The sequence below is a fragment of the Halohasta litorea genome (assembly GCF_024494645.1).
GTDB lineage: Archaea > Halobacteriota > Halobacteria > Halobacteriales > Haloferacaceae > Halohasta > Halohasta litorea.
The window spans coordinates 444,776-456,506 of record NZ_JANHDJ010000001.1; the positions used below are offsets into that span (position 1 = coordinate 444,776).

The 11,731-nt window shown below is 63.3% G+C and carries 13 protein-coding genes; 10 read left to right on the forward strand and 3 right to left on the reverse strand.

Annotated features, from left to right (window positions below; all coding sequences use genetic code 11):
* The first annotated feature begins 126 nt into the window (after window positions 1-126).
* The 7 genes from NO877_RS02320 to NO877_RS02350 all read left to right on the forward strand — a co-directional run bounded on the left by NO877_RS02320 (window position 127) and on the right by NO877_RS02350 (window position 4,990).
* Window positions 127-582, forward strand: a complete 456-nt coding sequence (locus NO877_RS02320) for a 30S ribosomal protein S19e (RefSeq protein WP_256394678.1) — start codon at window positions 127-129, stop codon at window positions 580-582.
* Window positions 583-935: 353 nt separating this feature from the next.
* Window positions 936-1,463, forward strand: a complete 528-nt coding sequence (locus NO877_RS02325) for a TlpA family protein disulfide reductase (protein ID WP_256394679.1) — start codon at window positions 936-938, stop codon at window positions 1,461-1,463.
* Window positions 1,460-2,191, forward strand: coding sequence for a cytochrome c biogenesis CcdA family protein (locus NO877_RS02330; protein ID WP_256394680.1), 732 nt, complete (start codon window positions 1,460-1,462; stop codon window positions 2,189-2,191). The genes NO877_RS02325 and NO877_RS02330 overlap by 4 nt, the downstream gene beginning before the upstream one ends.
* Window positions 2,188-2,940, forward strand: coding sequence for a DUF7537 family lipoprotein (locus tag NO877_RS02335; RefSeq protein WP_256394681.1), 753 nt, complete (start codon window positions 2,188-2,190; stop codon window positions 2,938-2,940). Before NO877_RS02330 ends, NO877_RS02335 begins: the two co-directional genes overlap by 4 nt.
* A gap of 112 nt (window positions 2,941-3,052) precedes the next feature.
* Entirely contained in the window at window positions 3,053-3,412 is a 360-nt protein-coding gene (locus NO877_RS02340) for a DNA-binding protein (RefSeq protein ID WP_256394682.1), read from the forward strand.
* A gap of 6 nt (window positions 3,413-3,418) precedes the next feature.
* Complete coding sequence (locus NO877_RS02345) at window positions 3,419-4,015, forward strand: DUF7411 family protein (protein WP_256394683.1); 597 nt, start codon at window positions 3,419-3,421, stop codon at window positions 4,013-4,015.
* A gap of 96 nt (window positions 4,016-4,111) precedes the next feature.
* Window positions 4,112-4,990, forward strand: a complete 879-nt coding sequence (locus tag NO877_RS02350; protein WP_256394684.1) for a DMT family transporter — start codon at window positions 4,112-4,114, stop codon at window positions 4,988-4,990.
* Here the strand turns inward: NO877_RS02350 and NO877_RS02355 are convergent.
* Window positions 4,987-5,454, reverse strand: a complete 468-nt coding sequence (locus tag NO877_RS02355) for a hypothetical protein (protein WP_256394685.1) — start codon at window positions 5,452-5,454, stop codon at window positions 4,987-4,989. The two genes, NO877_RS02350 and NO877_RS02355, sit on opposite strands and share 4 nt — an antisense overlap.
* A 191-nt stretch (window positions 5,455-5,645) precedes the next feature.
* On the opposite strand from NO877_RS02355, the gene hisS reads away from it, so the two are divergent.
* The 3 genes from hisS to NO877_RS02370 all read left to right on the forward strand — a co-directional run bounded on the left by hisS (window position 5,646) and on the right by NO877_RS02370 (window position 9,005).
* On the forward strand, window positions 5,646-6,944 hold the full coding sequence (gene hisS, locus NO877_RS02360; protein WP_256394686.1) for a histidine--tRNA ligase: 1,299 nt from the start codon (window positions 5,646-5,648) through the stop codon (window positions 6,942-6,944).
* A gap of 60 nt (window positions 6,945-7,004) precedes the next feature.
* Window positions 7,005-8,528, forward strand: a complete 1,524-nt coding sequence (locus tag NO877_RS02365; protein ID WP_256394687.1) for a TrkH family potassium uptake protein — start codon at window positions 7,005-7,007, stop codon at window positions 8,526-8,528.
* An 81-nt stretch (window positions 8,529-8,609) separates the two neighbouring features.
* The gene (locus NO877_RS02370) at window positions 8,610-9,005 is read left to right on the forward strand and encodes a universal stress protein (RefSeq protein WP_256394688.1); all 396 of its coding nucleotides are present in this window, start codon (window positions 8,610-8,612) and stop codon (window positions 9,003-9,005) included.
* A 16-nt stretch (window positions 9,006-9,021) separates the two neighbouring features.
* On the opposite strand, the gene NO877_RS02375 is transcribed toward NO877_RS02370, so the two are convergent.
* On the reverse strand, window positions 9,022-10,557 hold the full coding sequence (locus tag NO877_RS02375; RefSeq protein WP_256394689.1) for a TrkH family potassium uptake protein: 1,536 nt from the start codon (window positions 10,555-10,557) through the stop codon (window positions 9,022-9,024).
* Between the two features lie 162 nt (window positions 10,558-10,719).
* Window positions 10,720-11,535, reverse strand: coding sequence for a manganese catalase family protein (locus NO877_RS02380; RefSeq protein ID WP_256394690.1), 816 nt, complete (start codon window positions 11,533-11,535; stop codon window positions 10,720-10,722).
* Between the last annotated feature and the right edge of the window lie 196 nt (window positions 11,536-11,731).

Genomic DNA, 11,731 nt, shown 5'->3' on the forward strand with positions numbered 1-11,731 from the left:
AGCTCGTTCGGTAACCACAGGCTACGAGGCCCTGATCCGGCCGAGACCACCGGACGTGACTCCCCCGCATACGCCGTACGTCGGCAATACGATGGCTTTAAACACTGCAATCGGGAATACGCTCGTATGGTAACTCTCTACGACGTCCCGGCCGAGGAGTTCATCGAGGAACTCGCCGACCGGCTCGCCGATCGCGTCGACACCCCGGATTGGGTCGAATACACCAAAACCGGCCAGGACCGCGAACTGCCGCCACAGCAGGAGGACTTCTGGGAGACGCGCGCCGCGAGCCTCCTCCGCAAAGTCGCGATGAACGGACCGATCGGTGTCGAACGCCTCGCCACCGAGTACGGCGGCACCAAAGGCGGCTCGAACCGATACGCCGTCGCCCCAGCCAACCACGTCTCGGGCTCGAAGAAGATCATCCGCGAGATCCTGACCCAGCTCGAAGACGAAGACCTTCTCCAGACCGCACAGGGCGAGGGCCGCCGCACCACCGCCGAGGGCGATTCGTTCCTCGACGAGGTCGCACAGGACGTCTTCGACTCGCTCGACCGGCCGGAACTCGAACGCTACGCCTAACTCCGTTTTACCCGACTTCGGGTCGACTCCTCGTTTTCTCGACTGAGCGGCGTACACGAGTACCGGCGGACAGACCTGTCTCAAAGCCACAAACAACCGTTTAACCCTTCACCGGGTATATAGTGGCTGTCCTCGATGTTCTGTCCGTGTCGGGGATTCCATCCCCGACTGATCTCGCATGAGATGTCAGCCTCAGACGGTACCGGAGTGCGGACCATTGGAACCCGTCGAGCTCGGTACGGCGATCGTATGCACTCACGGACGATTCAGTGGGTCTGTCTGCCCTTGTTTGGGCACCCCCGGTCTACCACCGTGTCAGGGGGTTCGTCGGAGCCATGCCTGAAGGTTCACCGATGCAGCGTCGATCCCTGTTGGGCACGCTCGGAGCGGCGCTCGGAGTCGGGTTGGCAGGCTGTTCGGCGAGCGTGAACTCCACGGATGACTCCTCGGAGTCGCTGACGCTCCCATCAGTTGTCACCACCGGTGACCTCCCTGAAGGACAGGTCGAACTCATCCCCGAGGGGACGGTGACGCTTCTGAACTTCTTTGCCACGTGGTGTAAACCGTGTGTCGACGAGATGCCCCATTTCCGTCGGCTTCGCGCGGAGTACGACGCCGAGACGCTCCACATGGTGTCGATCACCCCCGAGGTCGAGGAGGAACTCATCGAGGAGTTCTGGAGCGAACACGAGGGGACGTGGCCGGTCGTCAACGATCCCGCCTTGGAGGCCACCGACCGGTGGGATGCCAACAGCTACCCGACGAACCTCCTGTTCGACCGCAACGGCGAACAGGTGACTGAGGGAGGCCACGGACTCCGAGTCCGCGACTTCGAGGGGCTCCAATCGAGAATCGAACCGCTGGTCGAGGACTCCTCATGACGGGGGTCGGCTCTATTGGACTCCTCTCGCTGGCGTTTTCGGCGGGGAGTGCCACCTTCTTCGCCCCCTGTGCCTTTCCGTTGTTGCCGGGCTACCTCTCGTATTTCCTCAGCGACACCGCCTCGACGGCCGTCGACGAGGGGGCGACCGAGGGCCGATTCATAAAGCGAGTACAGAACCCCTTGGCCCGGGCGCTGTTCGTGAGCATCGCCGCCTGCCTCGGCATGACGCTCGTCTACGTCGGCCTGGCCGGGACGACCGTCGCCCTCGGCGCGGGAGCACTCACGGATATCGCGGTGCTCGAACTCGTCGTCGGCTCGGTGTTCATCGTCGTCGGGGGTGCGATGGCCCTCGGCTGGACGCTCGACCGGGTTCACGTTCGACTCCCCGAGCGTCGACGCTCGTTCGGCGGCTTCTTCGCCTTCGGCGTGCTGTATGCCGCCGCGGCTGCGGGCTGTACGGCACCACTGTTCATCGCCGTGATGGCGCGCGGGCTCGCTGCCGGCCCCTCCCTCGGGGTCGGACTGGCGGTCGCCTACGCCCTCGGCATGAGCGTGGTGCTCGTCGTGTTGACGGTGGTCTCCGCACTGGGTGGTTCGTCGGTGGCCACGAGGCTCAGTCGACACACGGGGCGCATCTACCGGCTTTCCGGCGGGCTGCTGGTGCTCTCGGGGATCGCCGAGATCTACTACTACTTCTATGGGTTTCCGGAGGTGATTTCGGTATGAGAACACGTAGCGCCCTCGCCATCGGTGTCGTCTGTCTGCTCGCCCTCGCAGGGTGTACTGCCTCGCCGGGACCGGCCACACCGCCGGGGGTCTCCGAGAACGGTGTCACTGACACGAGCGCCCTCGTCGAAGCCCACACTGAGGCCCTGCAGTCGACCTCGTTTACGGTTCGGTCGACGCGAACGATGCGGAGTACCGATCCAGCGTTCGCGGTGACGACCAACCGGACCTGGAAGATAGACGGAACCGAAACGCTCCGCGGCTCGGTGGTAAGTAGCACCAACGTAACGGGTGCTGCACCCGAACCGTATCGACAACAACCCGAGCGCAGGTCGGTGTGGCGGCGCGGGCGGACCACTGTCGAGCGCGTCGAAGCCAACGGGAGCGTCACCGAGCGAGAGGTCGACTTCCTCAACACGTCGGTGAAACTGAACCCGGTACTCCAACGCCAGACGATCTACGACCTCACAACCAGCTCGAATACGAGCGTCGACCGCGTCTCACGGGACGGACGGGAGCTGTATCGGGTCGACGCCTCGTTGAACGACACCGGTGTTACCACGAACGCGTCCATGACACTGTTCGTCGACAGCGACGGAGTCGTTCGGGAGATTCAGACCAGTCGGACAGTCCGGTATCGGACGGGACCACGTCGGATAACCCAGCGGATTCGCATTACCGACATCGGCACCACGGCAGTTGATCGACCGACGTGGGTCAGTTCTTCTGCCGATGACTCGTCACCCTGATTTCACGCGTTATCTCGGTGTCATCGTCGACGCGACGGAGTGGTCGTGTGTCGTGGGGTTACCTGTCGACCGCTCCGAAACCGTTTTTGGCGGTGCAGGAAAACAGATAGATATGAGCAACAGCCCCGACGACGACCGACTCGAAGAGCTTCGCGAACAGAAGCGCAAGGAGCTCGAACAGCGCCAACAACAGGGCCAATCCGCGCAGGACCAGGAGGCCCAGGAGGCCGCCCAGCAGCAGGCCGAAGCCCAAAAGGAGGCGATGTTGAAACAGCACCTCACCGACGGCGCGCGTCAGCGGCTCAACGCCGTCCAGATGTCGAAGCCGGAGTTCGCCGAGAAAGTCGAACAGCAGATCATCGCCTTAGCTCGGAGCGGCCGCATCCAGGACCGGATCGACGAAGACCAGATGAAGTCGCTGCTCAAGGAGCTCCAGCCGGAGTCCCAGTCGTTCGACATTCGGCGGCGGTAGTCCGCCATGGAGCTCGCGTTACTGTACAGCGGCGGCAAGGATTCCTCGCTCGCTGCCCTCCTTCTGGACGAGTTCTACGAAATCCGGCTCGTGACTGCCACCTTCGGTATCACCGACGACTGGCAACACGCCCGGAGTGCCGCCGAGGCGCTGGGCTTTCCGTTCGAGACCGTCGACCTCGATCCCGAGGTCGCCAAGGCAGCGGTCGACCGGATGGCCGACGACGGCTTTCCCCGAAACGGCATCCAGGAGGTCCACGACCACGCCCTCGAATCGGTCGCCGCCCTCGACGTGGCCGCGATCGCCGACGGCACTCGGCGGGATGACCGGGTGCCGAACGTCTCGCGGGCCAGCGCCCAGAGCATTGAGGACCGCCGCGGCGTCGACTACATCGCTCCACTCTCCGGGTTCGGCCGCCACGCGGTCGACCGGCTCGTCGAGACCACCTTCGAGGTCGAGGTCGGCCCCAGCGAGGAGATACAGAAGGCCGACTACGAGGACGAACTCCGCACGCTGTTGGCCGACCGCCACGGCCCCGAGGCGGTCGCCGAGGTGTTCCCCGACCACGAACAGACCTACGTCCACGGTCGGCGCGGCCAGTAGTCTGCTTGTACCTGTTGCTGCGACCGGAGCTCCGATTGCCACTGCCCGGAGAGACGACCGAACTGTTCATGATCCCCGTCGTGTTCGTGTTCGGTAATGGCTCCGGGCATCGGGTTCGCGGTGGCGGCAGCACTGGTCTGGGGCGTTTACCTCTTCGTTCTCAAGCGGCTGTTCGACGGCTTTCCGGCGACCGTCCTGATCGTCTACGCCAACGGCTTTGCCCTCCTGTGGTATGCGCCGGTCCTCCTCGCGTCGATAGGTGTCGACGGCACGCGGACCGCAATCACCGGACTCGACGGCTCACAGCTCGCCCTGTTGGTCCTCACTGCGGCCATGACTGCTGCAGCGATCGTCTCGTTTATTCGGGCCTTGGATGTCGGCGAGGTCTCGTACGTCGCACCCATTAGCAAGATCGTCCCCGTGTTCGTGCTACCGATCGAAGTGCTTCTGCTCCAGGAGGTGCTTCGGCCGCTGCAGATCGCGGGCGTCGTCGTCGCCACGGCGGCCGTCTACGTCGCCAACTTCCGCGGCGGCTCGCTCGCCGCGCCGCTCCGGCGGGCGGCGTCGTCTCGTGCTGCACAGCTGGCGGTCCTCAGTGCGGCCTGTTTCGCCGTCGGCGATGTCGGCAAACGGGTTGCCCTCCAGGAACTGGCGATTCCGTCGGCGCTCTGGGTACCGCTGCTGCTCGGCTGTGTGTTGGTAATCGTCCTCCCGATCGCGGTCCGTTCGCACCCCGAGAGGGTTCGGGACGACTTCCCGAAACTGGCGGCGCTCGGCGCACTCGTGGCGCTCGCCGAGTACCTGACAACGCTCGCGTTCGCGGTAGTTCCCGCCAGTATCGCCTCGCCGATCGTCAACACTCAGGCGATCGTTGCCGTCCTCCTCGGCGGCGTCCTGCTCGACGAGCAGTACTTCGGGACGCGACTCCTCGCCGCGCTGCTGGCCGTCATTGGGGTCACGATGATCGCTCTCTAAACCGACGCCGACCGATCGATAGCAGCCGATTCACGTCGTGGTCCCTCGGCTGACTGTCGCTGCCGGGTGTCACGACTGGCTGCGATCTCCGTGGCCGTCCCAATCGCCGCCGACAACGAGTCGGCTGTCTGCCGGTACTCTCGGCTTTTAAACGGGGACGGACGCGTGTAGATCCTGATCCGTCCTGTCGGGTCCGTCATGTCGGTGGGTTTGAGCGTGATCCGGTAGCCGTCGCTACGATTGGTGAGCCGGAGGACTTCGGCCAGCGACTCGCCGCGGAACTGGACGATCTCGCGGTCGACACTCCAGCCGTCGGGGAGCCGACTGCCGATTTCCTGGCTTTCGATCCAGTCGCCGATCGTCGTCACCTCCTGGACCTCATCGAGGGAGTCGGGTGGGGAGTACCACTCGCTGATGCGTTGTAGCCACGTGCGGACCTGGAGCCGAATGGGGAAGCCAATCATGGATCGAGGGGTGCTGTATGTCCGCAGATCGGGACTGTCACCTATCGTTATGCAGTTGCTTTCGGGAGTGTCGACGACAGTAGTGACTGTCTACGCCAGTCGATCCCCGTTGATTCGACGGGGGTACCGGGGGTTGGCTTTCCGACCGACAAAGGACAGCTTTCAAGCGCGGCTACCGCCAACGCCTCGCTATGTACGACCGACTCAAAGGGTTCCGCGACTTCTATCCCGACGAGATGACCGCCCGCCGGGAGGTCATCGACACCGTCGAGGCTGCGGCGGCCCGCTACGGCTTCCGCGAGATCGGCACGCCGACCTTGGAGGCAACCGAGCTCTACACCGACAAATCCGGCGACGAGATCGTCGACCAACTGTACAACTTCACCGACCAGGGCGGCCGCGAGGTGACGCTGACCCCCGAACTGACGCCGACGGTCGCCCGGATGGTCGTCGCCAAAAGCCAGGCGCTCTCGAAGCCCATCAAGTGGCGCTCGACGCGGCCCTTCTGGCGGTACGAGCAGGTCCAACAGGGACGGTTCCGGGAGTTCTACCAGACCAACGTCGACATCTTCGGCTCCGCGGAACCCGAGGCCGACGCCGAAATCCTCGCGTTTGCGGCCGACGCACTCACCGATCTGGGGCTGACGGGCGAGGACTTCGAGTTTCGGGTCTCCCACCGCGATATCCTGGGTGGGCTGCTGGAGGCCTTCGACGCCGAAGTCGACACCGAGGCCGCGATCCGAGCGGTCGACAAGAGCGATAAGATCGACGACGAGGAGTATTATGCACTCCTTACCGATGTAGGGCTTCAGTACCACCAGGCAGAACGGTTCGACGACCTGCTGGGTACCGACGACCTCGCCGAGCTGGTCGACTTCGCCGGGACCGACCGGGTGGCCGATGCCGTTTCGAATCTCGAAGCGGTCCTGGAGGCCGTCGAGGACTTCGGCGCACGCGAGTTCTGTGAGATCTCGCTGGAAACCGCCCGCGGGCTTGACTACTACACCGGCGTGGTCTTCGAGTGTTTCGACTCGACCGGCGAGGTCTCTCGGTCCGTGTTCGGCGGCGGCCGCTACGACGACCTCATCGAGAGCTTCGGCGGCCAGCCGACACCCGCCGTTGGGGTTGCGCCCGGCCACGCCACCCTCCAGCTGCTCTGTGAGCGCGCCGGTGTCTGGCCCGAGGAGGCTCCGGCGACGGACTACTACGTGCTCTCGGTGGGCGATACCCGCGCGGTCGCCGCCGCGGTCGCCCGCGAACTCCGCGAGTTGGGCCACGTCGTCGAGAGCGACGTCTCCGATCGGAGCTTCGGCGCACAGATGAGCTATGCCGACTCGATCAACGCCGAGACGGTCGTGGTCGTCGGCGAGCGCGATCTCGAAAACGGCGAGGTGACGATCAAGGACATGGAAACCGGCGATCAGACGACCGCGCCGGTCGACGAGTTCCCCGGCGATCTGGAGCGGCCGACCTACGAGGACTGGGAGTAATCCGGGGATCGATAGCCGTACTTAATTGGGAGTGGTCACTGTATCGAGTCGACCATCCGAATGAACGTCCGAGTGTCGTGGCGGTACAGCCTCAGTCTGACCGGCACGATCGTCAAATGGCTGGCCGCCCCGCTGTGTTTTCCCCTGCTGGTTGCGGTCTACTACGCCGAGCCGGTCGCGCCGTTTCTCGTGACCATCGGCGTCGCCCTCGGCGGCGGTGGGCTGCTCGAACGGCTCAAACGGCTCGACGGCGAGGAGCGACTCGGGCCGAGAGAGGCGCTGCTCATGGTGTCGCTGACGTGGCTGTTGGTCGCGCTGGTGAGTGCGGTCCCCTTCGTTGTTGCGGGCCAGGGGACTATCGCCCATCCGATCAACGCCGCCTTCGAGTCGATGAGTGGGATCACCACGACCGGAGCAACCGTCCTCAGGCAGTTCGATATCCACGCCCGGTCGATCATGATGTGGCGACAGCTCACCCAGTGGCTCGGCGGGCTCGGCATCCTGATCCTCGCCACCGCGATCCTCTCGCGGCTCTCGGTCGGTGGGGCACAGCTGATGGAGACCGAAACCCAGTACGACAACGTCGACAAGCTCACTCCGCATATCGAAGACACCGCCCGCCTGATCGGCAAACTGTACGCCGGCCTGACGCTCGGCACCGTCGCAGTTTTATATATCCTGTATCTGGTCGGCCTCGCACCGAACATGACCCTTTATAATTCGGTCGCCCACGCCTTTACGAGCGTGTCGACCGCGGGGTTCTCCACGGAGCCGCTGAGTATCGAGGCCTTCGCACCGGTCGTCCACTGGGTGCTGATCGTCGTGATGTTTCTGGGGTCGACCAGCTTCGTCCTCATGTACTTCGTGCTGCAGGGCAACCTCGCCCGGCTCCGCAACAGCGAGGAGTTCCGGTTCTATCTCGGCACCGTCATCGTGTTCTCCGGACTGATCGTCACGATCCTGCTGCTCAAAGAAAACCCGACCGGCACCGGGGTTTCGGACACGTTCCGGCAGTCGGTGTTCAACGTCGTCTCGATCATCACGACGACCGGCTACGCCAACGCGAATTTCGATCTGTGGTCGCCGTTCGCCAAACACCTGCTGTTGATGTGTATGTTCCTCGGCGGAATGGCTGGCTCGACGACCTGTTCGATCAAATCCCTGCGGTGGCTGGTCGTATTTAAAGCGTTCCGGCGGGATCTGTTTACGGTCATCCATCCCGAGGCGATTCGACCGGTCCGACTCAGCGGCGTTACCGTCGACGAGGATACGATACGCAACATCTACTCGTATACGCTGATCGCCATCGTCGGCGTCTTCTTCGTGACCGTGCTGATCGTCGTCGACGGCGCACGGACCGGCCTCTATCTGGTCGAGGGAGGGTTCGGGGAGTTCGATGCGCTGGGCGCGGCGGCCTCCACGTTCCTCAACATCGGTCCGGCGTTCGGTCCCGCGGGGCCGTACGGCACCTACGACGTGTTTTCGATGTCGACCAAAGCCGCACTGGTCGTTTTCATGTGGATCGGTCGGATCGAGATCATCCCCGTGTTGGTGCTGTTCACCCGGTCGTTCTGGCAGAGCTAACTGATTTCGTGACACTCTTGTAAATATCAAATCGGATTCTGTGGAAGGAAGACAAATATACCCGCTCAGCGAACTCCGGTCGTGACAACCACGCTCGTTTCGGTCCGGTATCCGCTGACGGATGACAGTCACCGGACGATCAGCCGCGGGCTCGACCACACTGCCGACGGCGACTCGCTGATCGTCCTCCACGTCGCCCTCCTCCAGAACGGCGACAGCATCACCCGCGAGGAACTTCGGGCGGCGGTCGAAGCCGCCTTCGGCGAGATCCCGGCCCACTACGTCGTCCGACAGGGGTACGTCCTCGAAGAGGCCATCGTCGATGAGGCCGCCAGGCAAACGGCCGACCGGGTTATGGTCGGCAAAACCAAGCGCGGCCGGATTCGACGGCGGATCGGCCAACTGTTCGGGCTGTATCCGGATCTCGAAGCCGAACTCGCAAAGGGCCTCAGTACGACGCTCGAAGTCGTCGACTGACAGCTGCCACCGGTAGCTATCGGTCCTGGATTCGCCCGACGAACAGCGCGAGCACTGGGACGATTTCGAGCCGCCCGATCCACATCAGAAACACCATCAACAGTTTCGAGAGGGCCGAAAACCCTTCGTAGTTGCCGAAGGGGCCGACCGAACCGAATCCCGGTCCGATGTTGCCGATGGTCGCCAGCGAGGCGCTGAAGGCTTCGAGCGTCGAGATCGGTTCGCCGATCCGGGCCGAATCGAGTTCGAGGAACACCGCCGAGACGGCGAACAGCACGATGTACAGGAGCGTAAACACCATGATACCGCGGATCGCGTCCTCGTCGATCACCTTACCGCCGAGGCGGACGGGTTGGACGGCGTCGGGATGGACCGTGGTGTACAGTTCGCGGCGGATCGTTTTGAGGACGACCAGCCACCGGACGACCTTGACGCCGCCGCCGGTCGAGCCCGCCGAGCCGCCGATGAACATGGTAAACAGCAGCAGCATCTGGGCGTGCTGATCCCACTGGGCGAAATCGGCGGTCGCAAAGCCAGTCGAATTCATCAGCGAGGCGATCTGGAAGGCCGCTTGTCGAATCGTGTTCTCAGTGAGTCCTTCAGTGACGCCGCCACGTTCCAGTGCCGGTGCGCCCCCGAGGGCCAACACCGACGTTAGCACGGCGACCAATACGGCGATCGCCCCGGCATAGGCGCGAAACTCGGTGTTGTCGACCAGCGTGCGGAACTCGCCCCGCAGTACGTGCCAGAACAGCGCGAAGTTGACACCGGCAACCACCATGAACGGAATGATGACCCACTGGACGACCGCACTGAAGGCGGCGATGCTGTCGGCCTGCGGGGAGAAGCCGCCGGTCGGCAGCGTCGAAAAGCCGTGAGCGATCGCGTTGTAGAGGTTCATTTCCGGAGCCAGTCCAACCAGATTGAGCCCATAGAGGATGACGATCAGCGCGATCGTAAAGCCGAAGTAGATGATCCACAGCGCGCGGGCGGTTTCGGCGATCTTCGGCGTGAGTTTCTGGAGCTCCGGGCCGGGGGCCTCCGACTGCATCAACTGCGCGCCGTTGACCGCCAGCTCCGGTAAAATTGCGATCATCAGGACGATAATTCCCATCCCGCCGAGCCACTGGGTGAGCTGCCGCCACATCATAATCGCGTGTGAGTGGCTGTCGACGCTGATCTCGCCCATAACAGTCGCCCCCGTGGTGGTGATTCCGCTTGTCGCCTCGAACAGCGCGTTCACCGGCAATCGGAGCGTCGACTCCGTGCCGTAGCCCGCCAACACGTACGGAACCGCGGCGACCACCGCGACCGCGAGCCACGACACCGAGACGAGTAACAGCGCCTCCGGCGGACCGAGATCCGGATCGTCGTCGAACTGTTCGAGCCCGATTCCGATCCCCAGTGCGACTGCCAGCGAGACGAGAAAGACCCAGAAATCCTCTCCGTAGATGACTGCCACGATGAGGGGAACCACCATCGTCAACGCGAGATATTTGATAACGGTCCCGACGAGACTCAGGCTTGCATACCAGTCGAGCCGCCACCTCATAAACGCGACACCATTCGTTGTCGACCGTAACTCACAGTTGCTGTATCAACGCTTCGATACCACAGTCGGAGCTATCACCGGTCACTGTTTGTGACGGCCGTTACACTCTCGGGGGGCTCAAAAAACGAATCCGCCGGTGGCTGTCTCGACGAGCCGAAGCCGCTACTCGTTGGGATCGCTGTGCAGCATCGGCGCGGGGGCCGGAACCGTCGGCACGTTCCCGCCGGGCTGGTCGGCCATGAACTCGAACTCCCCTTTGCCATCGGGGGAGGTACCCTGTGTCCACGGCAGCTCGGGGTCCGGCTGCTGTTCTCTGGCTGTCGACATAAACGAGTAGTTGACCGACTGGTTTTCCTGCTCCTGGGGGAAACTCGACGGGATCGGGTGGGGATCGTCGAGCGCGTCGAGGGCTTCGAGCCACTGATTTTGGTGCATCGTATCGCGGGCGATCAGGTACGAGAGCATCTCCTCCATTCCTGGATCGTCCGTCAGCTCGTACAGTCGGCTGGCCAGCAGCCGACCCGTCGACTCGGCCATCACGTTGGCATAGAGGTCGGCGGCCAGATGCCCCGAAGCGACGACGTAGCCGCCCGTAAACGGCACGCCGTTGCTGTCGACCGGCATCGCCGACAGTCCCGACGAGAGCAGCGTGCGTGGATTCTGGCCGCCCATAACGCTCTCGCCGAGCGGGTGTTGATCGGCCTCCGCGTCGAGTTGGGCGTCGGCCCCGCGGAGGTTTTTCGTCACCGCCGTCGCCAGCATCTCGATGTGGCCGAGCTCCTCGGCGGCGGTCTCCATCAACAGCTGCCGGAACTCGTCGTACTCCGGCGGCAGCGCCCACGCCTGAAACATGTACTGGAGGGCCACCCGCATCTCGCCTTCCTGGCCGCCGATCGCCTGTTGGAGCAGTTTGCCGAACTGCGGATCCGGCTCCTCGACTGTCACCTCGTACTGAAGGGCTGGCTCCTGGTAAAACATCCCACTAGGTAGTCACTGTCGAACGCACCGTAAAATTTTACACTGCACTCATACTGCGAAATTATCTGGCGTCTGAATTACAGCAGCCGACGACTACCCGGCGACGAGACCGCTCGCTGGCGTCGACATCCGTTCATTACTCTACGAATATCTTATTACATTATAAAAATTATCGTGTAGATGATAATATTTATTA

Excerpts from the sequence above, each read along its gene's own strand:
- NO877_RS02375 (WP_256394689.1), bottom strand. The coding sequence starts at position 10,557 with ATGAGGTGGCGGCTCGACTGGTATGCAAGCCTGAGTCTCGTCGGGACC.
- NO877_RS02380 (WP_256394690.1), bottom strand. The coding sequence starts at position 11,535 with ATGTTTTACCAGGAGCCAGCCCTTCAGTACGAGGTGACAGTCGAGGAG.
- NO877_RS02355 (WP_256394685.1), bottom strand. The coding sequence starts at position 5,454 with ATGATTGGCTTCCCCATTCGGCTCCAGGTCCGCACGTGGCTACAACGC.
- NO877_RS02320 (WP_256394678.1), top strand. The coding sequence starts at position 127 with ATGGTAACTCTCTACGACGTCCCGGCCGAGGAGTTCATCGAGGAACTC.
- NO877_RS02330 (WP_256394680.1), top strand. The coding sequence starts at position 1,460 with ATGACGGGGGTCGGCTCTATTGGACTCCTCTCGCTGGCGTTTTCGGCG.
- NO877_RS02340 (WP_256394682.1), top strand. The coding sequence starts at position 3,053 with ATGAGCAACAGCCCCGACGACGACCGACTCGAAGAGCTTCGCGAACAG.
- NO877_RS02350 (WP_256394684.1), top strand. The coding sequence starts at position 4,112 with ATGGCTCCGGGCATCGGGTTCGCGGTGGCGGCAGCACTGGTCTGGGGC.
- NO877_RS02325 (WP_256394679.1), top strand. The coding sequence starts at position 936 with ATGCAGCGTCGATCCCTGTTGGGCACGCTCGGAGCGGCGCTCGGAGTC.
- NO877_RS02345 (WP_256394683.1), top strand. The coding sequence starts at position 3,419 with ATGGAGCTCGCGTTACTGTACAGCGGCGGCAAGGATTCCTCGCTCGCT.
- NO877_RS02335 (WP_256394681.1), top strand. The coding sequence starts at position 2,188 with ATGAGAACACGTAGCGCCCTCGCCATCGGTGTCGTCTGTCTGCTCGCC.
- NO877_RS02365 (WP_256394687.1), top strand. The coding sequence starts at position 7,005 with ATGAACGTCCGAGTGTCGTGGCGGTACAGCCTCAGTCTGACCGGCACG.
- hisS (WP_256394686.1), top strand. The coding sequence starts at position 5,646 with ATGTACGACCGACTCAAAGGGTTCCGCGACTTCTATCCCGACGAGATG.